22 protein-coding genes and 1 tRNA gene are annotated in these 23,829 nt (G+C 66.3%); 9 read left to right on the top strand and 14 right to left on the bottom strand.

The window, feature by feature from the left end; genetic code table 11:
- Positions 1-12: 12 nt before the first annotated feature.
- Entirely contained in the window at positions 13-417 is a 405-nt protein-coding gene (locus AOP74_RS07645; RefSeq protein WP_061961686.1) for a DUF4307 domain-containing protein, read from the top strand.
- A gap of 82 nt (positions 418-499) precedes the next feature.
- A complete protein-coding gene (gene greA / locus AOP74_RS07640; RefSeq protein WP_061961685.1) occupies positions 500-982 on the top strand; it encodes a transcription elongation factor GreA in 483 nt (160 codons plus the stop codon).
- Positions 983-1,058: 76 nt separating this feature from the next.
- On the opposite strand, the gene AOP74_RS07635 is transcribed toward greA, so the two are convergent.
- The 3 genes from AOP74_RS07635 to AOP74_RS07625 all read right to left on the bottom strand — a co-directional run bounded on the left by AOP74_RS07635 (position 1,059) and on the right by AOP74_RS07625 (position 4,744).
- Positions 1,059-2,069, bottom strand: coding sequence for a polysaccharide deacetylase family protein (locus tag AOP74_RS07635; RefSeq protein WP_082096113.1), 1,011 nt, complete (start codon positions 2,067-2,069; stop codon positions 1,059-1,061).
- Positions 2,070-2,142: 73 nt separating this feature from the next.
- Positions 2,143-3,288, bottom strand: a complete 1,146-nt coding sequence (locus AOP74_RS07630) for a methyltransferase domain-containing protein (protein ID WP_061961683.1) — start codon at positions 3,286-3,288, stop codon at positions 2,143-2,145.
- A 4-nt stretch (positions 3,289-3,292) separates the two neighbouring features.
- A complete protein-coding gene (locus tag AOP74_RS07625; protein ID WP_061961682.1) occupies positions 3,293-4,744 on the bottom strand; it encodes an AI-2E family transporter in 1,452 nt (483 codons plus the stop codon).
- 127 nt (positions 4,745-4,871) lie between these two features.
- Here AOP74_RS07625 and msrA point away from each other — a divergent pair, with 127 nt between their 5' ends.
- The gene (gene msrA, locus AOP74_RS07620) at positions 4,872-5,525 is read left to right on the top strand and encodes a peptide-methionine (S)-S-oxide reductase MsrA (RefSeq protein WP_061961681.1); all 654 of its coding nucleotides are present in this window, start codon (positions 4,872-4,874) and stop codon (positions 5,523-5,525) included.
- 50 nt (positions 5,526-5,575) lie between these two features.
- On the opposite strand, the gene AOP74_RS07615 is transcribed toward msrA, so the two are convergent.
- The 7 genes from AOP74_RS07615 to AOP74_RS07585 form a co-directional block, all read right to left on the bottom strand.
- Entirely contained in the window at positions 5,576-6,946 is a 1,371-nt protein-coding gene (locus tag AOP74_RS07615; protein WP_061961680.1) for a low temperature requirement protein A, read from the bottom strand.
- A 24-nt stretch (positions 6,947-6,970) separates the two neighbouring features.
- The gene (locus AOP74_RS07610) at positions 6,971-7,957 is read right to left on the bottom strand and encodes an acetylxylan esterase (RefSeq protein WP_061961956.1); all 987 of its coding nucleotides are present in this window, start codon (positions 7,955-7,957) and stop codon (positions 6,971-6,973) included.
- A 108-nt stretch (positions 7,958-8,065) separates the two neighbouring features.
- On the bottom strand, positions 8,066-8,881 hold the full coding sequence (locus AOP74_RS07605; RefSeq protein ID WP_061961679.1) for a Bax inhibitor-1/YccA family protein: 816 nt from the start codon (positions 8,879-8,881) through the stop codon (positions 8,066-8,068).
- A gap of 201 nt (positions 8,882-9,082) precedes the next feature.
- Positions 9,083-9,156, bottom strand: a tRNA-Leu gene (locus AOP74_RS07600).
- An 11-nt stretch (positions 9,157-9,167) separates the two neighbouring features.
- Positions 9,168-10,124 (bottom strand): Ppx/GppA phosphatase family protein, encoded by a 957-nt coding sequence (locus AOP74_RS07595; RefSeq protein ID WP_061961678.1) that lies wholly within the window; start codon positions 10,122-10,124, stop codon positions 9,168-9,170.
- Complete coding sequence (locus AOP74_RS07590; RefSeq protein ID WP_061961677.1) at positions 10,121-10,636, bottom strand: DUF501 domain-containing protein; 516 nt, start codon at positions 10,634-10,636, stop codon at positions 10,121-10,123. The genes AOP74_RS07595 and AOP74_RS07590 overlap by 4 nt, the downstream gene beginning before the upstream one ends.
- The gene (locus tag AOP74_RS07585; protein ID WP_061961676.1) at positions 10,633-11,106 is read right to left on the bottom strand and encodes an FtsB family cell division protein; all 474 of its coding nucleotides are present in this window, start codon (positions 11,104-11,106) and stop codon (positions 10,633-10,635) included. Before AOP74_RS07585 ends, AOP74_RS07590 begins: the two co-directional genes overlap by 4 nt.
- Here AOP74_RS07585 and AOP74_RS12355 point away from each other — a divergent pair.
- Entirely contained in the window at positions 11,090-11,365 is a 276-nt protein-coding gene (locus tag AOP74_RS12355) for a hypothetical protein (RefSeq protein WP_236683753.1), read from the top strand. The two genes, AOP74_RS07585 and AOP74_RS12355, sit on opposite strands and share 17 nt — an antisense overlap.
- Before the next feature lie 261 nt (positions 11,366-11,626).
- On the opposite strand, the gene eno is transcribed toward AOP74_RS12355, so the two are convergent.
- From eno to mfd, 4 genes are all read right to left on the bottom strand, one after another.
- Positions 11,627-12,910, bottom strand: a complete 1,284-nt coding sequence (gene eno / locus AOP74_RS07575; RefSeq protein ID WP_061961674.1) for a phosphopyruvate hydratase — start codon at positions 12,908-12,910, stop codon at positions 11,627-11,629.
- A 78-nt stretch (positions 12,911-12,988) separates the two neighbouring features.
- On the bottom strand, positions 12,989-13,678 hold the full coding sequence (locus tag AOP74_RS07570; RefSeq protein ID WP_236683752.1) for a nucleoside triphosphate pyrophosphohydrolase: 690 nt from the start codon (positions 13,676-13,678) through the stop codon (positions 12,989-12,991).
- On the bottom strand, positions 13,671-14,294 hold the full coding sequence (locus tag AOP74_RS07565) for a hypothetical protein (protein WP_061961672.1): 624 nt from the start codon (positions 14,292-14,294) through the stop codon (positions 13,671-13,673). The genes AOP74_RS07570 and AOP74_RS07565 overlap by 8 nt, the downstream gene beginning before the upstream one ends.
- Positions 14,295-14,299: 5 nt before the next feature.
- Positions 14,300-17,791 carry a transcription-repair coupling factor gene (mfd, locus tag AOP74_RS07560; RefSeq protein WP_061961671.1) on the bottom strand — a complete coding sequence of 1,164 codons (3,492 nt, stop codon included), beginning with the start codon at positions 17,789-17,791 and terminating at the stop codon, positions 14,300-14,302.
- Positions 17,792-17,999: 208 nt separating this feature from the next.
- Between mfd and AOP74_RS07555 the strand changes: the two genes are divergently transcribed.
- From AOP74_RS07555 to AOP74_RS07535, 5 genes are all read left to right on the top strand, one after another.
- Positions 18,000-19,538, top strand: a complete 1,539-nt coding sequence (locus AOP74_RS07555; protein ID WP_061961670.1) for an HNH endonuclease — start codon at positions 18,000-18,002, stop codon at positions 19,536-19,538.
- 10 nt (positions 19,539-19,548) lie between these two features.
- Positions 19,549-21,108, top strand: coding sequence for an adenosylhomocysteinase (locus AOP74_RS07550; protein ID WP_061961669.1), 1,560 nt, complete (start codon positions 19,549-19,551; stop codon positions 21,106-21,108).
- Positions 21,105-22,415: an amidohydrolase family protein gene (locus tag AOP74_RS07545; RefSeq protein WP_061961668.1), complete on the top strand. Its 1,311-nt coding sequence runs from the start codon at positions 21,105-21,107 to the stop codon at positions 22,413-22,415. Before AOP74_RS07550 ends, AOP74_RS07545 begins: the two co-directional genes overlap by 4 nt.
- Positions 22,412-22,849, top strand: coding sequence for a cupin domain-containing protein (locus AOP74_RS07540; protein ID WP_061961667.1), 438 nt, complete (start codon positions 22,412-22,414; stop codon positions 22,847-22,849). The genes AOP74_RS07545 and AOP74_RS07540 overlap by 4 nt, the downstream gene beginning before the upstream one ends.
- Positions 22,850-22,925: 76 nt before the next feature.
- Positions 22,926-23,819 carry an ABC transporter substrate-binding protein gene (locus tag AOP74_RS07535; protein ID WP_061961666.1) on the top strand — a complete coding sequence of 298 codons (894 nt, stop codon included), beginning with the start codon at positions 22,926-22,928 and terminating at the stop codon, positions 23,817-23,819.
- The last annotated feature ends 10 nt before the right edge of the window (positions 23,820-23,829 follow it).

The raw sequence follows: 23,829 nt of genomic DNA, 5'->3' as shown, positions 1-23,829 counted from the left end.
TCCTGCCTCATCATGAGCGATGCACAGCACCAGCAGCCCATCGAGGAAGAGACCTCGGGCGCCACTCCCCGGCTCTCAAAGGCCGGCTGGGCATGGGTGATCGCTGGGCTTGCGGCCTTGACCGCGGTGACGGCGTGGTTCGCGCTCGGCCAGGCGGACCAGGATGCGCGCTGGAAGACGGTGGGTTACGACATCCAATCCCCCACTGAGGCGGAGATCACGTTTGACGTCCACGTCTACGCCGACGAGCCCGTCGAATGCGTGGTGCGCGCCATGACCACGAGCTTCGCGGAGGTGGGCATCGCGTCGCACACCGTCGACCCCGACGATGGCCGCACCCAGCGCATCACGCTTCCCATCACCACGGTGGAAGAAGCAACGACCGCCGAGGTCAACTACTGCGCCATCGTCGAGTAAACCCCGGCATCGGCCCGGCAGTCTTTCCGTTTACCGACACCTGTTGTTATCCTGGCCAGTCACGTCCACAAAGGAGGATCTCGTGACCGAGACGACCGGCACCTGGCTGACCCAGGAGGCATTCGACCGCCTGAAGGCCGAGTATGACCACCTCGTTGGAGAGGGCCGCGCCGCCATCGCCAAGGAGATCGATGAGCGCCGCCAGGAAGGCGACCTCAAGGAAAACGGTGGCTACCACGCCGCCCGCGAGGAGCAGGCAAAGCAGGAAGCGCGCATCGAGCAGTTGCGCCACATCCTGGAAAACGCGACCGTTGGCGAAGCCAATGAGACGAGCTCGATCACCTCGGGCACCGTTGTCACCGCTGAGGTCGCTGGCCGCGAAATGCGCTTCCTCGTTGGCTCCCGCGAGGTTGCTGGCGGCACGGACATCGACGTGTTCTCAGCGCAGTCGCCTCTGGGAGAGGCCCTAATGGGCAAGACCGAGGGCGACTCTACGAGTTACACCGCCCCCAACGGCAACGACATCACTGTCAAGGTCATCAAGGTGGAGCCCTTCAACGGCTGACCACTTTCGCGACCGACCACGGCCCGCCCGGCACTCACTGCCCGGCGGGCCGTGGTGTGTCGAGGGGTGCGGCTCCTTACTCCTGGCGCGAGTAGGTCTTACCCGGTGACACGTCTCCAAGGAGTTCGGGGATCGTCACGAGGGCATACCCGTCTGCGAGGAGCTCGTCGATGATTTCTTCGTATGCGTCACGCGTGGACGCGTACAGGTCGTGGGACAGCACAATGGCGCCGTTCGTGGCCTGCTTCGCGACGCGATCAGCGATGACCTCCGCGTGCCGATCCTTCCAATCCTGAGGATCCACGCTCCACAGAATCTGCGCCATCCCCAGGTCCTTGGCGACGGCGGCGACAGTTCCGTTAGTTGCCCCGTACGGCGGACGCATCAGGGCGGGACGCTCGCCGGTGACGTCCTCGATGCGGTCGCTTGTGCGGGACAGTTCAGAGCTCACGGGCTTCTTGCCCAGCGACGGAAGCCGCGGGTGGCCCATGGTGTGATTTCCGACCGCATGCCCCTCGGCTGCCATCCGCTCCACAATCTCCGGGTAGTCATCGACGCGGGTGCCGAGCACAAAGAAGGTGGCGCGTGCGCCCTTGTCCGCAAGGAGGTCCAAGAGGTCCGCGGTCTCGGGTACCGGGCCGTCATCGAAGGTGAGGGCAATGCACTTCTCGGCGGTGCAGTCGACCGAAGGCCCGGCGGTGTTGGGCTCAGGTGGGGGCTCCGGCAGCGACACGGGAGCCGCGGACTGGGCGGCCGGCGCGGAGGCGACCAACGCCCTCGTCGCGGCGACCGATAGGTCCGCGGGTGCGAGCGCATCGCGGGCTCTCGACGCAGCATCCCCGAACACCCGCGACGGGGCGAGCACAACGGCTCCCGTAGAGGACACGCCAGCTTCGACGACCCGGATGGGCAGCCTCGCGCCATACTCGCGTGAGACCTCGACTGCGGGGCCCGTCGCGACAGTTGTGGCTGCGGCCAACGTCACCGACTCGGTGGTCTCCGTCGCGTCCGCAAACGCCAGACTCCCCGCCGTCACGACGAGTGCCAGGCTCATGCCTGCGGCCCCGCGAAGCCATCGTGCTGTCATGTCGTAAAACCCTTGAGCTGTGAAGTGAACGCAGATACGTTACCTGAGCGCGAAGGGCCCACATGACCGCCCGTCACAACCGCTGAAGAGCCACCGCAATCTCCATGTGCGCGGTGTGCGGGAACATGTCGAAAACCCGCACATCCGTCACCCTGTAATCGGGCATAAGTGCAAGGTCAGCGGCCAGGGTCGGCAGGTGACAACTGGAGTACACAATCGTCTGCGCCCCCGACCCATTGAGCCACTCCGAGAGCCCCGCCCCCAAGCCTCGCCGCGGTGGATTGACCACGATCGCCTCGGCGCCGCTTGCCTGAGCGCTAGCCCAGGCCACAGCATCGGCCGCTGCAAATCGCACGTCACCCATCCCCGCCACACCGCGCGCGTGCGCCTCATCCCGAGATCGCTCGGCGGCCTCAATCGCCGGCGCAGAGATCTCGATTCCCACGACCGCCCGGCCCGGCGCCGCGCAATGCAATGCGAAGCCGCCCACGCCGCAATACAGGTCCCATAGCGAGCCTGGTGCCGCAGCGTCGATCCACGCCGTCACCTGGCCGTACAGCTGGCGCGCCACCGCCGTGTTGGTCTGAAAGAAGGCGCGTGGGCCCAGGTGGAGTTCGACATCCCCCATGGGCATCGTCAGCGATTCCGCGTCTGTGAGCACAATCTCGCGTTCCCCTTCGAGGACCGCGCGATGCTCCGGCAGGACATTCAGCGTCACGACCTGGATACTCCGCGCCCGCTCCAGCAACCACGGCAGGTGCTTGCGCACACGGGTTCCCGCCTCGGTGGACCTGGCGACAAAGCGCACCATGGCAGTTCCGTCGGCCGATGCCGTGACCAGCACGTATTTCACCTCTCCCGACCGCGTGGGGACGTCGTAGGGCTGCCAGCGCACTCGGGTGATGAACGTCGCAAGGAGCGGCAACAGGTCGGTAATCGCGGGCGGGTAGAGGCCGCACTCGCGAAGATCGATTCCCGCCCCGGCCTCGTCAAGGATCCCAAGCGTCGGCGCATCGGCCGTTCCGGCAACGACCATCTTGGCCTTGTTGCGAAACTCAGACTCGGCGCTGGCGCACGGGTCGTGCCACCGTGCGCCAGGGGCATGGTCGTCGAGGGCCGCGTGGGCCCGCGCGACCTTGTCAGCCAGTTGCGTGGCGTACGGGGTCTCGATCAGGGAGCATGACCGGCACCGGCCCGCATCCCAGTAGTCGCATTGCATGGCTCTAGCGCGGCGGCTGGTCCTCGTCGTTGCTGCCGCTGTCGGACCCGCCTGCGTCCGGGGCGTCAGGGTTGGCCGAGTCGTGACGCTTGCCACGGATCCGGATTGTGCCGGTCGTGGGGCGAGGTTCCCCGATCTCGTTCGTGCCAGCGGCACCGCTGCGCTGAGCGGCCTCGGTTGCCGCTGTCGCCTCGGAGGGCTCGGGGGCATCGCCGTTGGACATGGTGTCGTGTTGGCGGACGCGAATCTCACCGGTCCGCGTCATCTTCTCGCGAGCGCGCCGCACGGCGTCTCGGGAACGTTCGGCAAAAACCGGCACTTGCGACGTGATGGGCGGCACGGACTCTTCATCCGGTTTGTACGTCGCGCTCAAGCCGCGCGTGAAGGCGTAGATGAAGGACACGATCGGCACGGCGATGATCGCACCCACCAGGCCGAGCGTCAGGGTTCCGGCGGTGATCGTCAGCAGCACCACGAGCGGGTGCAGCGACAGCGCCTTGCCGAACAGCCACGGGTACAGGACGTTGCCCTCGAGCTGCTGAACAAGCAGCACCGCGCCCAACATCAGCAGGGCGGTGGTCCAACCGCCGTCGACCAGCGCCACCAGGGACGCGATCGCACCAGACAGCGTGGCGCCGAACATCGGGATGAAGGAGAACAGGAAGACCAGGATGGCGATCGGGAATGCGAGCGGCACACCAAGGATCCACGCTGCAAGACCAATACCGACGGCATCGACGAACGCCACAAAGACTGTGGTCTGCGTGTAACGGCGCAGGGTGCTCCATGCGTGCAGGCCGGCGGTGTCCACGCGCTCCTCAACGGTATCGGGCAGTGCCTTTACCGACCACAGCCACAGGTTGCGACCGTCACGCAGGAAGAAGAACATCGAGATCAGCGCGATCACGGCTCCGGCAAGCAAGCCGCCGATGGTGGCCGCGGCACCCAGTGCGCCCGAGGCAACACCGCTGGCGTTGTCCGTCAGCCAGCTTTGCGCCTGGCCCACGACGTTATCGATCTGCTCCTGGTTGATCCCGAGGGGGCCCTCCGAGAGCCAATCCATGAACGTCTCGAAGCCCTCGACGGCAGCCACGCGCAAGTCGTCGAAGCCGGCGATGATCGAGGTCGACGCCGCGCCAAGCAGGAAGCCGACGATTCCCAGCAAGCCAAGCAACGTAAAGAAGGCGCCCAATCCACGCGGAATTCCGATGCGATTGAGGTAGTACACAACCCGCTCGAGCGGTGCGGCAATCAGGAGCGCGATGATGAGCGGAATGAAGAGAGTGGGTAGCGCCGTGAAGACCCAGAAGAATCCGCCGACCACGATGCCGACAATGATGAGGCGCCACGCCCACGCCGCCGTCACACGCAAAGTGAACGGCACGCGCGCGTCTGCGTCAGCGTGAGAATTACTCGGCGGTGGCGTATCTGCAGGTGCCAACTTGGGTTCGGCCATGGGGTGAGCCTAACGCGCAGGAGGTACACACAGGAATGATGCTCGCCGAAGGCGCGCAACCGCGCCACACTAGGGGCAGGAACAGACGGGCCCGCGCCAGCGTTGAGCCTGATCATAAGGAGGCACCATGATCTTCGGATTCGATAAGCAACACATGATTGCGCCAGACGAGGCCCTTCCAGGCCACGAGCAGCCAATCGAGGTCACGAACCGCCACACGGTTCTCGGCACGCCCTTGGTTGGCCCGTGGCCAGAGGGCCTTGAGGTCATCTACTTCGCAATGGGCTGTTTCTGGGGCACCGAACGCGTGTTCTGGCAGACGGAGGGCGTGTACTCGACCGCTGCCGGCTACATGGGCGGCTGGACCAAGAACCCCACGTACGAAGAGACGTGCACCGCTAAGACCGGTCACGCCGAGGCCGTGCAAGTGGTCTACGACCCCACCAAGGTCGACGTCGAGACCCTGCTCGCCGCGTTCTGGGAGAACCACGACCCCACAACGCTCAACCGCCAGGGCGGGGACATCGGTACGCAATACCGGAGCGCGATCTTCGCGACCGAGGATGCCCAGCTCCACGCAGCCGAGGCCTCCCGCGACCGGTACCAGGGGGCCCTCGACGAGAAGGGCTTCGGAAAGATCACCACGCAGATCGAGCGCGCGCAGTTCGCAGGCGACGGAATCTTCTACTACGCCGAGGACTACCACCAGGGATACCTGCACAAGAACCCGGGCGGCTACTGCAACCACGGCTTCTGCCAGGTGAGCTACGCCGACGCGTAGATCTCAAGGCGACGGGCCGATGCTGGGGTAACCCTGGCATCGGCCCTTTCCTATTTCTGGCTTGCCACCCAACGCTGGTTCGTGATCGCACACACGAGGACGGTCACCGCCATCACCCACACCAGTGCCCACGCTGCGAGCGCGTCATGGCCCAGCCACACGACGAGCGGTCCGGCGAGTCCCGCGATGGCGAGCAGGCGTGAGCGGCGACGTGCCAAGCGGCCTCCGGTGCGTCGCGCGACTATGCCATGTGTCGCCGCTGCGCCGAGGAGGTAAACCGCGAGCGCACCCGCGAGGATCGCGCCAAACTTGGGATCAAGACCTGCCGTGGGTTCAGCGACCACTTCGCCCAGAACCGCCGACATCGCGACCAGGCACAGGGACGTCACGAGGTGCGCAATCCACTGCAGACGCACTGGGATCGCTCCCTCTGGTAGGAGAGCGACGCCAGCGCTGCCGTGGTTCACGGCGACTGTCCATAGCGCCACGATCAGCGTGAATCCACCGAGCCATGCCACGGCGAGTGCGGCGTCCCAGTCCGTTTCAGACGCCGCCGTCACTACCTGGATGAGCCCCTCGCCGAGCAGGATGAGCGTGAACAGTCCGAACCGCTCGGACAAATGCTCGCCATCGGCTCGCAGCGCGACGATCGAGGACGGCAGGTCTCGAACTCGTCGATCGATCTGCTCTCGGCGCGTGACTACGCGGGGGTGTTCCCGGACCCATGCGCCTCGCTCGCGCTCCAAACCCTCGAGCCGCTCTTCGAACTGCTCTTCTTGGCGTTCGATCCGCGCGGTGTAGCGATCGAGCCGGCGCTGGGCACCCTCGATGGACTTGTTGGCTGGACGTCGCAGGAGCTGAATGAGGTCGATCGTGAGCCCCACGGTCCACAGGATGTACTTGGCTTCGCCATCGACCCACAGCGACACAATCCACGGCAGGACGCCCGTGGCCGCTTGGATGACCGGAAGGTCGACCACGACCGCTGCACCATGCCAGGGACGTGCGGCCGCGACGCGCCCCACGATGTATGCGATCGCGAAGGCCTCGGCGTGGTCACCGTGAATCTGGGGTACGGACGCGACCATGACGGAGAGCACGATCATCCCTAGGAGGAATGTCGGAAGCCGTGCTTGATCGCCACGGATGTTGCCGTACGCCGTGAAGCACGTCCAAATCATCCAAAAGGCGCCAAAGGCAACTGCAAAGAGCCACATGCTCTGCCAGCCATGCCCGGCCTCGAGCAGGTGCGCGAGGAGGCCGGCGCCCGCGACCACCACGAGATCGAAGAAGAGCTCCGGCCAGGTCGCGTGCCTCGCGCCGAACGCGGGGTCCTCGGGGGCATCCTCTGCTGTATCCGGTGAACCGATGCTGGGATCGGGTTCAGGATCGCCGTTGGCAGTGCCCTCAGGACTTGTCACCCAGCACCTCCACAGGTCGCGGTACTAGCCCACGATAGAGCGCGCGAACTGGAGTTGACGCGCGAGCTGGTGCACGGCGCCACCCTCGTGACCGTTGTCCGGCCACACGTCCATGTGCTTGGGAGGTGTAGTTGCGGCGTGGGCGCCGTACCAGTTGAAGGCGGCGTAGCCCGTGGATGGCGGGCACACCTGGTCGCGCAGCGCCACTGAACTCAGGAGTGGCGCGGTCGCCCGCTTGGCGTGGTTGACACCGTCAAAGTAGGACAGCGTCTCGAGGACCTTGGAGCGGTCAGGGCGCTGGACCGAGAGGTAGCGCACGATCTCGCCGTAGGGGAACTCGTCCGTGATCTCGAGTGCTCGCTCAAAGTGGCACAGGAACGGGACATCCGCCATGACTCCCGCGAGCCCTTCGGCCAGGCCTGCGACCGCGAGTGCGACGCCGCCGCCCTGGGACGCGCCAGAGAAGATCACGCGTGACTCGTCGACCCCTGGGAGCGACCGGGCAGCGTCCACCGCCCGCACGGCGTCGGTGTAGACGCGGCGGTAGTAATACTCGACCGGGTCCTCGATGCCTCGCGTCATGAAGCCCGGGGAGCTCGGACCGGTACCCACGGGGTCGGGGGTGTCGCCGCCGTTGCCCCATGCCGAGCCCTGTCCACGCGTGTCGAGGAAGAAGTGCGCAAACCCGGCGGTGGCCCAGAATGTGCGCTCGAGCGCGTGCCCGCGGCCGCCCCCATATCCCGCGATCTCAACGATGCACGGCAGCGGGTCGCTCGCGCCCCGTGGCCGCGAGTACCAGCCGCGAATGGGCTGACCGTCGAACCCCGGGAAGATCACATCGCGGATGGCTACCTGGGGAAGATTCCACCCGGCATCGGCAAGCATCACATCGGAGTCGAGGCTACGAGCCTGCGCGAGTGTTTGGCGCCAGAACTCGTCGAAGTACTCGGGCTCGCGAACATCGGGCCTGTAGGTCTCGAGGTCGGACAGCGGAAGGTCGAACTGGGGCATCATCGCCTCGTGTGTCAGAGCGTGAACAGCGGTCGCAGGACACGCTACAACGACAAGGGCCCCGCAGCGAAGACGCTGCGGGGCCCTTGTGGAAAGTAGAACTGGTTGTCAGTCGCGACCTTGAAGGAGGGCGATGATGCGCAGGAACTCGGTGTACATCCACACGAGCGTCACGACCAGGCCAAAAGCTGCGGTCCACTCGTAGCGGGCGGGAAGGCCTCGCTTGACACCGTTCTCGATGAAGTCGAAGTCGGCGATCAGTGACACGCAGGCGAGGATCACGGCGAATGCGCCGATGAACACGCCCAGTGGGAGGCCCATGATCTCGTACTCAGAGCGGACGCCCCACGGGGAGTCGGTTGCGCCGAAAAGCATGAGGCCCACGTTAACCAGCGAGAACAGCAGGTAAGAGATACCGCCAATGATGAGGAACTTCTGCATCTTGGGCGTGTAGCGAATCTTGCCGGAGCGGTACAGCGTGAGGCAGACCGCGAACGTCACGCCGGTGGCGAGCAGAGCCTGTAGGCCTGCGCCAGGGGCGTCGAATGCGGTCTCCACGTACTGCGACAGCGATCCAAGGAAGTAACCCTCGACGCCCGCGTAGATGATCGCCATCACGGGGGGCGTGGTCTTCTTGAATGCCAGCACCAGGCCGAGGACCATTCCGGCGATACCGGAGATCATCAGTCCTGCGAAGGAGAAGAACATGTAGCCGGGGGCTGCGCACAGGAAGGCGAGGATGATCATCATCGCCGTCTTCGAGATGACGCCCTCGTAGCCCATGCGGCCGGTGTCCATCGGGGTCGCGGACGGCGCGTTGAACTGCTGGTTGAGATCGGCGGCCGTGACCGATGATCCGTCAGGGTTGATCGTGGCGCCAGGCTTGAACGCGCTATTGGAACCGCTAAATACGGGGCTGGACATGGTCCTCCTCGAATGGAATGAAGTCTGCCTCAGCATACAAGTCGCATGCGCCCACTTGGCATCCTTCTCAGGGTGGATTCGCTCAGGGCGTGAACGTTCGGGAGGACCGCAACGATCCCGCCGATCGGACGGGCTGATGCACTGCTGAGGTGCTCTGGTGGTGCTGGAGTACTGAGGTGGCGCCGAGCGAGCGCGGAAGGGTGCCCCCGGCGGGGTTCGAACCCGCACTGGGCCGATTTTAAGTCGGCTGCCTCTGCCAGTTGGGCTACGGGGGCTGGAGCTCGAGTCAGGCCCGGGCGGCTGCGGAGAACGCGATGCCGTCCAAGATGTCGTGCTCGCTGGTGATGACCTCGTCAAGTGTGCCACCCGCTGCGCTCACCTCAGCCTGCACACGGCGAATGACCTCGCGCCACACGAGCGCACCAGCGCCAATGACGTCAACGCGGCCAGGATGCATGAACGGCATTGCTTCCCGGTCCGAGCGAGTCGCGGCAAGGAGCTGGTCGCAAGACTCGATCGCCTCGTCGACGCTGAGGCGCGCGCCGTTGATCTCTTCGCGGTCGTACTCGGGAAGGTCGAGGGCGTTCGCCGTCACGGTGGTGATGGTGCCTGCAAGTCCCACGAGCGTGCGGGTCTGGGCGACGGGGACGTCCGCCATCGCGGCGTCCAGCGCGGCCTTCACATCGGCCACTGCGCCGTCAATCTCTGCCGCGGTGGGCGGATCGGACTGCAGGTGGCGCTCAGTCATGCGCACGCAGCCCACATTCATGGAGTGAGCGCCGGCGGGACCGTTCTCGCCGAGAACCAGCTCAGTTGAACCGCCGCCAAGGTCAACGACCAGGTACGGCGGAACCAGGTCATCGGCGACGACCGACACAGCGCCGCGAAAACTCAGTGCCGCTTCCTCTTCCCCGGAGATCACCTCGGGCTCAACGCCCAGGCGCTCCTTGACACCCGCGATGAACTCGTCGCGGTTCGACGCGTCACGGGTCGCGGACGTGGCGACGAAGCGGATCGACTCCACCTCGTGCTCACGGCACAGGGCCGCGTACTCCGCGGTTGCCTCGAGGGTGCGCTCGAGCGCTTCTGGCGCAAACTGACCAGTGCGGTCCACGCCCTGGCCCAAGCGCACGACCTTCATGAGGCGCACGACATCGGTTAGCGACGTGCCATCTGCGGCGACGTCAGCAATCAGCAGGCGGATCGAGTTTGTGCCGCAATCAACGGCAGCGACGCGGGTCATTCGGTCTCCTCCACACTCGGGCAGGTGCAACGGTCAGGGGTCCACGCATGCGAGATGCGCTCAAGGGCCTCATCCCCCAGCGGGTTCACTCCAGGGCCGGCGGCCAACGAATGGCCTACCAAGACATGGAGGCATTTCACGCGGTCGGGCATTCCACCGGCGCTAATGCCGTGAATCTCGGGGACATCCTCAAGGGCGTAGCGCTCCTCGAGGTAGCGCTCATGGGCGGCGCGGTAGGCGGCGGCCAGTTCCTCGTCCTCGCCCAGCTTCTCGGTCATCTCTTTCATGACGCCATTGGCCTCAAGCGTCGACACTGCCGACACGGCCTCAGGGTGGGTCAAGTAGTACTGGGTGGGAAAGGGTGTGCCATCCGGCAAGCGCGGTGCGGTGTGCACCACAGTGGGCTTTCCACACACGCAGCGGGCGGCAATGGCGACCACGCCTCGCGGTTCACGGCCCAACTGGGAGCGCAGGGCGGCAATGTCGGCGTCGGTCACGTCGGGGCTTGTCACCCTCCGAAGTCTACGTCGGTCAGACGCTCGTTTTCGTCGCTGTCCGCGCTGGGAGAAGTTTCCGCGTCCTCGGACTCCACGACATTCGCGGCTTCCTCAGCCCCGTCGGTCATCGACTCCCACAGGGTGTCGTACCAGGGACGCAGGGGGTCCGCGGCGGTTTCGCGCGCTTCCGCTTCCGCCTGTAGCGCGGGGTCCTCGATGACCTCGGGGTCCAGGACGCGGTACGGGGTCTCCCCCGGGAACACGTAGTAAAGCCGCTCGCGAGCCTGCGCAACCAAATACGCGGGGTCGTCCCAACGGGCGACCTCGGCATTCAAGTCATCGACTTCCGCCTGGGCGACCTCGGCATCGGCCCTCAAACCCTCAAGCATGGCTTGCTGGTCAAGGTAGGCGCGGACGGCCGGCGCCACCACCGCGAAGGCGAGGATCAATACGCCGACAATGACGGCCGTGCGCCACGTCAACATGCTGGCGAACGAACCCTGCGGGCTCGACGCGTCGATCTTGGGAGCCGCCGGCGTGGAACGACCGGGCCCGGTGGACCCGCCGCGAGCCGTGCCGCGCGAACTGCGGCTCGTAGACGAGGTCGAGCCACTCCTGCGCTTGGCGTCGCTGGCAGGGCGCGACGAGGCGCGATGCGTACCAGGGCGACGGGGAGAACTCACCGGCTCATTCTCCCAGCACGCGGCACACGGTTTGCTCAGCGCCCCGCCGCGAGTCGTGTGATTGTCGTCACGTCAGGCCGCCGCAATGGAGCGCTGGCCGCCATCCACGCCCAAACATGGCGGCCGGTGCTCCATTTCGGGCGCGGTGCGGCGGCGAGGGACGGCGGTGCGCCGGCGAGGCAAGGAGGCGCGGCGGCAAGCGAACGCGGCAGACTCAACACCAGACCGCCCCCAGAAACGCGACAGGGCCGCACCCCCAAAGGGATACGGCCCTGTTGCGTTGACAGGTCCAGCCGCGAGGGCCGGTCCTGCGGGTCAGGCGTTACAGCGAGTAGCTACGCGGGAACGCGGACTTGCCGGCGTACTTCGCGGCGTCGTCCAGCTCTTCTTCGATGCGCAGCAGCTGGTTGTATTTAGCGATGCGCTCGCCACGTGCGGGAGCACCGGTCTTGATCTGGCCGGTGTTGAGGGCCACCACGAGGTCCGCAATGGTGACGTCCTCGGTCTCGCCCGAACGGTGCGACACCATCGAGGTGAAGCCAGCGCGGGTCGCGAGCGACACAGCGTCGATGGTCTCGGTGAGCGAGCCGATCTGGTTGAGCTTCACGAGCAGCGAGTTGGCCGACTTCTCGTCGATGCCGCGCTGCAGGCGGGTGGGGTTGGTGACGAACAGGTCGTCGCCGACGATCTGCGTCTTGTCGCCGATGCGAGCGGTCAGGGTGGTCCAGCCCTCCCAGTCGTCCTCGTCCAGCGGGTCTTCGATCGAGACCAGCGGGTACGCGTCGACGAGCTCGGCGTAGAACTCCGTCATCTCCTCGGCGGTCTTCTTGCCGCCTTCCCAGTTGTAGACACCGTCTTCGTAGAACTCGGTGGCAGCAACGTCGAGCGCAAGTGCGACATCTTCGCCGGGCTTGAGGCCGGCCTTCTCGATGGCGACCAGGATCAGGTCCAGGGCTGCACGGTTCGACTCAAGGTTGGGGGCAAAGCCACCCTCGTCGCCCAGGCCGGTGGCCAGGCCGCGCTCCTTGAGCACGCTCTTCAGTGCGTGGTAGACCTCTGCGCCGTAGCGGTAGGCCTCACGGAAGGTGGGGGCACCCACGGGAGCGATCATGAACTCCTGGATGTCAACGTTGGAGTCGGCGTGCGATCCACCGTTGAGGATGTTCATCATCGGCACGGGCAGCAGGTGCGCGTTGGGACCGCCGATGTAGCGGAACAGTGCGAGGTCAGCCGAGTCAGCAGCGGCCTTCGCCACGGCCAGCGAGACACCGAGAATGGCGTTCGCGCCCAGCTTGCCCTTGTTGTCGGTGCCGTCGAGCTCGAGCATGGTCTGGTCGATCAGGCGCTGCTCGGTGGCGTCGAGTCCGACGATCTCGGGTGCGATGTCGTCGATGACCGCGTCCACGGCCTCCTCGACACCCTTGCCCAGGTAACGGCTCTTGTCGCCGTCGCGACGCTCGACGGCCTCGAAGGCTCCGGTCGATGCGCCCGAGGGGACCGCAGCGCGCGCGAACGTTCCGTCCTCCAGCGCGACCTCGACCTCAACGGTGGGGTTTCCGCGCGAGTCAAGAATCTCGCGTGCTCCAATAGCCTCAATGCTGGCCATGATGCTCCTTCAGTTGTGTGTGGTGTTCTCTTCGTGAGTCTAGCGATGGCACACACGGGGTGCGCCCTGACAAACGTCCTACGTGGGTGAACCTTCGGTGGCGGCCGATGCTGGGGTGACGGCCGATGCTGCGGTCGCCTCGCGCTCTGCCTCGCGGGCCGCGGCTTCGTAGTTTCGTACGGCTTTGCGGAGTGCACCTTCGGCGTCAACGCCCTCGGCCTGGGCACGTGCAACCAGGTCGAGAAGCTGGTGACCGATATCGACTCCGGCTTCGTCTTGCACCTGCAGCCCGGCCTTGCTCGCCCGGCTGATCACCTTCTGTGCCCGCTGCAACGCGGGCTGGTCGACCGGAATCCCGTCCATGACGGACTCACGGCCCTTGGTTTCCTTCTTGATCTTCTCCCACCGGGCGTGGACCTCGGCAGCCGAGCCAGCATCGGCCCGTTGCCCCGATTCATCGGGGAAAACATGGGGGTGGCGCTCCATCAACTTGTCCGCGACGCCATTGGCGACATCGTCGATGTCGAAGGGGTCGCTGGGGTGTTCCTGCGCGACGCGAGAGTGGAAGACCACCTGCAGGAGGACGTCTCCGAGTTCCTCACGCATGTCCGCGCGGGTGCCTGATTCGACCGCCTCGGCCAGTTCATAGGCCTCTTCGAGGGCGTGCTTGATCAGCGTTTCGTGCGTCTGTTCGGCGTCCCAGGGACAACCGCCAGGGGACCGTAGCCGGTCCATAACCTCTACCAGTCGGGTGAGGCCATCACTCACTGGCGATCCAGTCCTCGTCGGGCTCCACGAAGGCGTTGACGCCGGTGAACTCAGTCAGCCACAGGCGGTCGCCGGAGTTCAGGCGGTTGGTCGCTGCGGGTGCGACAAGGTTGAGAGTGTTGACCAGTTCCGGCTCCGAGAAGTCGCCGGTGCGCGGCGAGGACACGGAGTTTTCCGTCAGATCAGCGGCCATGGTGCTGAGCTGTTCGCCGGTCTGATCGAGTAGGGCAAACGCGCCAAGGAGGTACGCGGCCTCGAGTCCGTCGATGAGGTCTTCGCTCGGTGCTCCCTCGACGCCCTCGGTCGCCTTGAGCTCTTCGCCCAGCCCCTCGACGAAATCGCGCGAATACCCAATGCCGAGAGCGTCAACGTTCTCGAGCATCGGCTCCCGCATCACCTCAAGAGTGATGACACCGCGGCGAGTGATGTTCACGTGGCCCTCTTGGGTCCACGCGTCATAGAGCTCAGACACACGCTCGTTGGAGATCGTGGTGGAGTCGTACTCGATCGCGGAAGAGGCGGCGCCGTCCTGTCCAGGCACGGTGCAACCGGTAAGAACAATCGCGGAGCCCGCCAGGGCGCCGACAGCGGCACGTCGTCGTCGGGGGAACGTCATGGCACTCATCCTACTGGGGCCACGGAGGTGGCCGTGATGACCTGTCGCACCCAGTCCAGAACCTCGACGCCCTCGACTGGTTTGCCGCCGATGCGAGCGGTCATGGGGGCCGGAATCAGCACCTGGCGGACGGCCGGCTTGATAAGCGAGCCCGGGTAGAGGCGGTTGATGCGCATCGCGGCGGAGTCGGGAAGTTCGAGCGGGCTGAAGCGGACGAACTTGCCCTGCGCGACCACGTCAGTGATGCCGGTCTCGCGGATTTCGGTGCGCAGGCGGGCCACGTGGAAGAGGTTGTCGACGGGCTCGGGCAGGTTGCCGTAACGGTCGCGCAGTTCCTCTGCGACGGTGTCGAGTTCCTCGGCCGAGCCCGCCTGGGCGATCTTGCGGTATGCCTCGAGGCGCAGTCGTTCATGCTCGATGTACTGCGTCGGGATGTGGGCGTCGATCGGCAAATCGATCGTCATGGGCGCGCGCTCTTCTTCGCCTTCGCCGCGGAACGACGCGACAGCCTCTCCCACCATGCGGATATAGAGGTCAAAGCCCACGCCCTCGATGTGTCCGGACTGCTCCCCGCCCAGCAGGTTTCCAGCGCCGCGAATCTCGAGGTCCTTCATGGCAACGGCCATACCGGCGCCCAGGTCGGTGTTCGCGGCGATGGTCTGCAGGCGGTCGTGTGCGGTCTCCGTGAGGGTGCGGTCCGGTGGGTAGAGGAAGTACGCGTAAGCGCGTTCGCGGCCACGGCCCACACGTCCGCGGAGCTGGTGGAGTTGGCTGAGGCCAAATTTGTCCGCGCGCTCCACGATCAGGGTGTTGGCGTTGGAGATGTCCAGGCCGGTCTCGACGATCGTGGTGCAGACCAAGACGTCATACTGCTTGTCGTAGTAATCGACAATGACCTGCTCGAGCTGCTTCTCGCTCATCTGGCCGTGGGCGACGGCGATGCGCGCCTCGGGGACGAGCTCGCTAAGGCGGCGTGCCTCGCTATTGATGGTCTTGACCGAGTTGTGGATGTAGAAGACCTGGCCGTCGCGCAGGAGTTCGCGGCGGATCGCGGCCGAGACCTGCGGGTTTTCCTGAGGTCCTACGTACGTGAGGATCGGGTGGCGCTCCTCCGGCGGGGTCGCGAGGGTCGACATTTCGCGAATGCCTGTCACGGCCATCTCCAGCGTGCGCGGGATGGGGGTGGCGGACATCGCGAGGACGTCGACGTCCGTGCGCATGGCCTTGAGGGTTTCCTTGTGCTCAACGCCAAAGCGCTGCTCCTCATCCACGATCACAAGGCCCAGCTGCTTGAAGCGGACGGAGCCGGTGATGAGGCGGTGGGTGCCGATGACCAGGTCGACGGAGCCGTCAGACAGGCCCGCGATGATCTCCTTGGCTTCCTTGTCGCTCTGGAAGCGCGACAGTGCCTTGACAGCGACGGGGAACTGCGCGAACCGCTCCGTGAAGGTGTCGACGTGCTGCTTGACCAGCAGGGTCGTGGGGCACAGCACCGCGACCTGGGTGCCGTCCTGAATGGCCTTGAAGGCTGCGCGCACCGCGATCTCGGTTTTGCCGAAGCCCACATCGCCACACACCAGGCGATCCATGGGCACCGAGCGCTCCATGTCGCCCTTGACCTCGTCGATCGTGGACAACTGGTCCGGGGTCTCGACGAACGGGAAGGACTCCTCGAGCTCGCGCTGCCATGGGGTGTCCTGCGAGAACTCGCGACCCGTGGTGGCCATGCGCGCGGAGTACAGGCGGATGAGTTCCGCCGCGATCTCCTTGACCGCCTTGCGGGCGCGCGTCTTGGTCTTGGCCCAGTCCGAGCCGCCCATCTTGTTGACGCTGGGCGCCTCTCCCCCGACGTACTTGGTGACCTGGTCGAGCTGGTCCGTGGGGACAGACAGCCGGTCGGCGGGGCCGTTGCGCTTGGATGGCGCGTACTCGATGACGAGGTACTCGCGTTCGATTCCGCGGACCTGGCGCTTGGTGAGCTCGACAAACCGGCCGACGCCGTGGGCCTCGTGGACCACGAAGTCACCCGTGCGCAGCTGCAGTGGGTCGACGGCGTTGCGGCGGCGGCTTGGGACCTTGACCTTGGGGCCGGCTGCGACGGCTGCGCGGCCGGTCAGGTCGGCCTCATGCATGACAAGGACCTGGTCTGGCTCCGCCGAGAAGCCGGCGCCGGTGATTTGTGGGACCACCGAGACGACGCCCGCGACGGGGTCGTAGTTTTCCTGCACGCGGGCCGGGATGTCCGCTTCCGCGAGTTGTTCTTGGAGCCGATGCGCGGATCCAGTTCCCGCAGCCGTCACCACGACGTTCCATCCCTCACCCAGGCGAGCCTTCAGCAAGGCGAGCGCCTCGCGAAGGCGACCCCGGTGGTCCTCCAGGTCTCGCAGGGAGGTGACTTCAGCATCGGCCCCACCAAAGGGACCGACCGTCGTGACGGCGAGGCCGCGCTCCTCAGCGGAAGTTTGCAGCTGCTCCAGCGTGAGGAAGGACCCCTCGGTGGGCTCGAGCGGTGAATCGGCACCGGCCGCGGCCGAGACCCAGGCGGCGGCGAGGAATTCGTCCGCGGTGCGCGAGAGGTCCTCCGCGCGGCGGGCGAGGCGCTCGGGCTCGATGAGGATGACGCGGGTGTCGCGCGGGAGTACTTCCGGAAGCGCCTGAAGGCGATCGACGAGGAGCGGAATGAGGGACTCCATGCCCTCGACCGCGTGCCCGTCCGCAATGCGGGTGAGCATGTCGGCGGCAGCAGGCACTTGCTCGGTGAGGGAGGCGGCGCGCGTGCGGACGTCCTCGGTGAGCAGGAGTTCGCGGCACGGCGGCGCCCATAGTCGGTTAACTGACTCAAGCGAGCGCTGGTCCGCGATCGAGAAGGAGCGAATGGCGTCCACCTCGTCGCCAAAGAACTCGATGCGCACCGGGTGCGGGTCCGTGGGAGCGAAGACGTCGACGATGCCGCCTCGGACTGCGAACTCGCCGCGGCGCTCCACCATGTCCACGCGCGTGTAGGCGGCGCCTGCGAGCTTCTCTGTGAGTTCCGTGAGGTCGTGGCTCTCCCCTACCGCGACGTGCACCGGTTCGAGGTCCGCAAGCCCTGCCACCAGTGGTTGGAGGAGCGCGCGGATGGGTGCGACGACGACTTCAAGCGGCGGGAGTCCTGCCTCTTCCTTGACGATCTCGGGGTGCGCGAGGCGGCGCAGAGTCGCGAGGCGGCGGGCGACGGTGTCCGAGCGCGGGCTGAGGCGCTCGTGAGGGAGGGTCTCCCATGCGGGCAGGACGGAGATGGTGGCGGGGTCGCGGAAGGCGCTAAGGGCGGCGGCGAAGGTGTCGGCGTCACCACCGGAGGCGGTCACGACCAGGAGCGGGCCATCGGACTGCGCTGCGCCCACGATTGCTGGCGCTGCCGCTGGAGGTGCCACCAGGTGCCCGCCCTCGTTGAGTGAGGGCAGGGTCAGGTGTTGCAGCAGGGCGCTGAGGGGCTGGTTCACACTGTCTCCAGGCATGCCAATAGACCGGAATCTCCGGCGTGACCAGTCTACGGACGAGCGGTGACATCGTGTTGCGGGCTTCCTTCGCGCCGCGTGGGGCGGGCCGATGCTGCGGGGGCGGTGCTCTTAGGTTTCCAGCGCCTGGGGCTACGTCGACCCCTGAAATACCTGGGGGTTTGCCGTGGATCGCTTCCGTGTCAGACTCCTATGGTTGAGTGTTTCTATGGCAATCGAGGCGAAGGAAATCGCGCAACTGTGCTCCCTTGTGAGCGAGCTCGCCGCGCGCGATTCCGAGAGCCTCTCGCGCGAGCAGATTCTCGACGTTCACGAAGCGGCGATGACTTTGGAACGTGCCGCCGGTGCGCTGAGCGCGCGGATCGCGGGCCAGATCGCGCGGCTATCGGCACCTAACGATCGGGATGGCGGCTTGGCGCGCCGCGAAGGCTTCGGCGACGCGGGAAAGATGATTGCGAAGCGGTCCGGCGGCACAGTGCCGCGCGCGAAGCGGGTCATTGACGCAGGCGATGCGTTCACTCCCACTCCGGTCGCGCCCGTGCCCGCGCCCGGTCAATCAGGCACGCTCACTGCCGAGCCGGTCTCGCGACCCAAGTATCCGCGCGTGGCTGCGGCATCGGTCGCCGGTGAGCTGTCTTCGGATGCCGCGGGGTACATCGTGGGGGCACTCAACCGTGTCACGGACCTGTTACCCGCGCAGGACCTCGTAGACCTCGAATCCACTCTTGTCGACAAGGCACGTGGGCTCACCGCGGATGAGGTCCGCAGGCTGGTCGCGAAGGCTGCGGCGCGGATTGACCGCGTGGGACGCGAGAAGCGCGAGCGTCAGCAGCACGCGGAGAGGTACTTCGCATGGAAGGAGGACCACAATGGCATGGTCCGATTCCACGGTCAGATGGATGCAGTGAGTGCAGCGCCAATTCTGACCGCCATTGAACAGACTGTGACTCGCGACTTCCGCATCCGCCGCAACCAGGATCCCGCCGAAGCGGATACGCGCACGGTGGGACAGATGCGCGCCGACGCACTCAGTGGGCTGGCGCGCCACGCGCTCGGCTGCACCCAGATGGACCGCTCGGGGATTCGCACTTCAATCGTGGTGCGCATGGATGTTGCCGACCTGTCGCGGCCCGGCGGTGTCGGCACAGTGGACGGAATCGATACGCCTGTCTCCGTGTCCGAGCTCCGCCGCCTGGCTGGCGATGCCGGAGTGATCCCGGAAGTCTTGGGCGGCGACAGCGAAGTGCTGGACCTTGGGCGCGAGGTACGAATGTTCACGCGTGCTCAGCGAGTTGCACTGCTCGAGCGCGATGGTGGCTGCGCGAAGTGCCACGCCCCGCCAGAACACTGCGAGGCACATCACATCTCGTGGTGGTCTCACGGAGGCGGATCGAATCTCGACAACGGAGTCATGCTCTGCACCCGGTGCCATCACGACATCCATCGATATGGCTGGGAAATTGTCGCGACAGCAACATCCGTGACGTTCATTCCGCCCCCCGCGGCGGATCCTCGTGGGGAGCCAATTGAAGGTGGAATCAGCGCTATCGACATTGGCGGCTGGGAGCCGATGATGAGACGCGTTGACCTCGACGATGGGGACCAGTGTGTCTTGAGCCAGGATCAATGGGACCAGTGGGTCCGCGATCGAGAATTCCGGGATGACGAGCTCATCCGACAATGGGAAGCCGAAGCGCGCGGCGTTGTACCCGCCGGTGCCGCATTGCACGCGAGCGCCAGAACCTAGACTTGTCGGCATGACCGACGCGCGCGCCGAAGCGGAGCGGCTGCTGCGCCGCTTCGCCTCCGACACCAATCTGCTCATTGCGGGCCGACCGATGCGCGTCGAAGGTTCGGGTCCAGTCGCAGATGCGCTCCGGGCGATGCTGGTGGCCATGGGTGCGCGAGTGGCGGCCGGCATTCCCGACGGCCCGCCCAGCAACGACTCACGTGGCGACGATGACGCGTCCGAGATTGTGGCCTTTGACGTCGCGTCGGGTGCCATCACACTAGGCGGGCACGCAACGGGGCATCGTGGCGACGCAGCCGGGCGCCTCGACTTTGCGGCCGCTCACATGCCCGTGTCGACCGCGATCGCCGCAGAATTCGCCGCGCGAGGCACCGTGAGCGGGCTTTCGATCGGCGTCTCGATGACGCTCGAGCCCAAGACCGCGAACCTCGCACTCTTGCTCGCGAGCGCAGGTGCCGATGTCGCGGTCTACGCACATCCCGACGAGACCGACCCCGCCGTCGCACAAGCGCTCCGGGACCGCGGCGTGCCCGTCGACGCCGATCCAGACTTCACGCCCGCCCAGGAACGCGAGGCTGCGCTGCGCTTCATCGACCGGGGATTCGACGTACTGGTCGACGATGGCTCGCACGTGACGCGCCTGGCACACGAGGAGCGTCCGGACCAGGTCAAGCGCTGGATCGGCGCGACCGAAGAGACGACGAGCGGATTAACGCCGCTGCGCACGATGCACGCGGCCGGACTGCTCGGCACCGGCGTGGTGGCCGTCAACGACGCCATCACGAAGACCGGCTTCGACAACCGCTACGGCACCGGCCAGAGTTGCGTCCTCGCCATCGCCGATCTCCTCGATGCCGCTGGAGTGAGCGTCCGCGATCAGCCGGCGGTCGTGATCGGCTACGGACCCGTGGGAGTTGGCGTTGCTGCTCACCTGAGGGCTCTCGGCGCTGAGGTTCGCGTCAGCGAGATCGATCCCGCCCGGGCGCTACTCGCCCTCCACGATGGCTACGAAGTGGGGCCGGCCGATGCTCTGGGCGCCGGGGCACTCGTCGTCTCGGCTACGGGGTGGCGGGGAACGGTGGGTCCGGAGCTCGTTGACCGGGCGGCAGCCGTTGCCGTCGCGGGCGGAGTTCCCGGCGAGATCTCGTGGGATGGAGAGCTCGGACCCGTGCGCGATGTCGATGGCGGTGGCGGTGGCGCTGGCGCTGGCGCCACCGTCCCACACGTCGAGCGCACCACCACCGGCACCCTGATCCTGGATCGCGGCGGCTGCATCAATGTCACTGCCGCAGAGGGCAATCCCATCGAGATCATGGATCTGTCGTTCGCCACCCAGCTCGCGGCAATCGCAGAGGTTGTCGATTCCCGTCCTGGCGTTGGCGTTCACCCGCTGAGCCAAGCCGCCGTCGACCACGTCGCCGCAACCGCCGCGCGCGTACGTGGGGTGACGCTTGAGCCTCGAAGTAACCCAGCATCGGCCCCCGAAACCGACTGGCGATCGCCGCGCTACGCCGCCGGCCGCACTCACACTTCCGACAACCCTGTCCGCACCAAGGAGTCTTCATGAGCACGTTCCCCGTCACGCTGTATTCGGCGGACCTAGTGCTGCCCATCACCGCCCCACCGATTCTGGACGGAGCCATCGCAGTGCGCGGAGAGCGCATCCTGCATGTTGGCGAGCGCGCGTGGGTCGAGGCGTCGCTTGAGGAGCGCGGCCTGCCCGTCAACCATGTGCGCTGGCCCGGCGTGCTCATGCCAGGGCTCGTCAATGCCCACACGCACCTGCAGTACACCGGCATGGCCGAGGTCGCCTCTCGCATTTACAACGGCTTTGAGGACTGGGTCACCGGCTTCAATCCCGTCTACCAGCGCGGTCACGACTGGGCCGCCGCAGCAGCCGACGGCGCTCAGCAGATGATCACCGCAGGCGTCACGGCCGCCGCGGACATCGTCACCGACCCCGAGGCCGCCACCGCGCTGCACGATGCGGGGCTCGCAGGCATCGCGTACTGGGAAGTCATCGACTGGAGCAACGACGACTGGCGCGAGCACGGCCGCGCCGAGGTCGAGGCCGCGCTGGACTCCATGCCCGACCGCCCCGGATCCGGGCTTAGCCCCCACGCGCCGTACTCGCTTGAGATCGTGCCGCTGCTGGAGATTCCCGACATCGTCCGCGAGCGCGGCCGCCGCATCCACATTCACCTCGGCGAGTCCGGCATTGAGCGAGAGTTCGAGGCCGAGCATCTGGGCCCCTGGCAGTCGCAGGGACTGGGCAGCCTGAGGGAACTTCGTCAGGCCGGATTCGGTACCTCGGCGACGGACTACGTCGACCACCTCGGCGTGCTCGGACCCGACTGCCACGTGGCCCACGGCGTCTACATGTCTGCACGCGACCGCGCCATTTTGCGTGCCCGCGGCACCACAGTGGCGCTGTGCGCGCGGTCGAACGAGATCATCGGCCTCGACAATCCCCCCGTCGCCGCGTATCTGCGGGAGGGCAGCCCCATCGCCATCGGCACGGACTCACTGTCCTCATCGCCGTCGCTGGACCCCATGGGCGAGATCGCCACTCTCATGCGCATCGCGCGCAGCCAGGGCTACTCGCACGATGACCTCGGCGAACGACTGCTGACCGCGGCCACGCTAGGTGGCGCACACGCGATGGGTATTGATGAGGGCCCGCGCCGCACCGGCTATCTCGCGGTGGGCGCCATGGCCGACCTCGCATTTTTCGACGTGCCCGTGACATCCGTCGAGGACACCATCATGGCGCTGACCGAGACCGGCGATGGGCGTGCCGCCGCAACCGTCACCGCCGGCCGCGTCCGCCACACCACCGAGCGCTTCCGCAGCGAGACCGGGGTGACGTCGTGAGCGAGACCCCGGCCACGGCATCGGCCCTTGACCTGGAACCGCACCCTGAGGGCGGCTGGTTCAAGCGCATGTGGACGGGAACCGTGCCCGTCGACACCGCCGGTGGCATCCGCCCCGCCGCGACGTGCATCCACTACCTGCTGACACCGGGCGAGCGTTCGGCCTGGCACGTCGTCACATCCGATGAACTGTGGCTGTGGCACGGGCCCGGCACGCTCGAGCTTCACTTTGGTGGCGATGGGGACAGTCCGGCCGATGCCGTGACCACCGTGCGTTTGGGCCCAGACCTGGCAGCTGGGCATGTTCCGATGGCCGTGGTTCCGGCGGGTGTGTGGCAGGCGGCAGACCTCGGCGGCGAGCAGGAAGTGCTCGTCAGTTGCGTCGTGAGCCCCGGTTTTGACTTCGCAGACTGGGCACTAGCCGAGTCAACGTAGAATGGCCCCCGCACGGGAGCGATCAATGGCGACCCCGCTCCGATTCCCATCTCTCACAGATAAATCTGGAGTCCGCATGACTGTTCGCACCCTGAGCCGCGCCGGCATCACCGCCGTCGCGCTTTCCGCGCTGGCACTGGCCGGCTGCTCGTCGTCGTCCGACACTGAGACCTCGTCGACCCCCGAGTCGTCCGAGTCCACCTCCGCTGCCGCCACCACCGAAGCCATGGAGTCGGCATCGCTGGAGACGGTCACCGAAGGCAAGCTGACCATCGCGACCGGCGAGCCCGCCTACGACCCGTGGATGCTCGAGGACGACCCCAGCAACGGTGAGGGTTTCGAGTCGGCAGTGGCATACGCCGTCGCCAACGAGCTCGGCTACGCCGCAGAAGACGTCGAGTGGGTGCGCACCTCCTTCGAGACCGCGATCGCTCCTGGTGCGAAGAACTGGGACATGAACATCCAGCAGTTCTCGATCACCGAAGAGCGCCGCAACGCCGTCGACTTCTCCTCGCCGTACTACACGACCTCGCAGGCCATCGTCGCGGACGCTGACTCCGAGCTCGCCTCGGCCACTGCGATCGCTGACCTCGCCGGCTACCGCATCGGCGTTCCTTCGGGCACGACCAGTTACAACATCGCCGCCGAGTACATCGGTGAAGACGACCTCGCTGTGTTCAACTCGGCAGAGGACACCGTCGCTGCGTTCTCCTCGGGCCAGATCGAGGCGTTCATCACGGACCTGCCCTCCGCCTTCTACCTGTCGGCCGCTGTGCTCGACAACGGCGAGATCATTGGTCAGTTCCCCTCCGAGGGCGATGGCGACGAGTTCGCCTTCGTGCTTCCCAAGGACTCCCCCAACACCGAGTCCGTCTCGGCTGCTGTGGCCGTCCTGGCTGAGGACGGCACCCTTGCTGCCCTCGAGACAGAGTGGCTGTCCGACGCCGTCGACGTTCCGGTCCTGAACTAACTCTCGGGCC

The sequence above is a fragment of the Demequina flava genome, from assembly GCF_000975035.1.
Taxonomy (GTDB): Bacteria; Actinomycetota; Actinomycetes; order Actinomycetales; family Demequinaceae; genus Demequina; species Demequina flava.
This window is presented reverse-complemented; position numbering and strand designations above follow the sequence as displayed.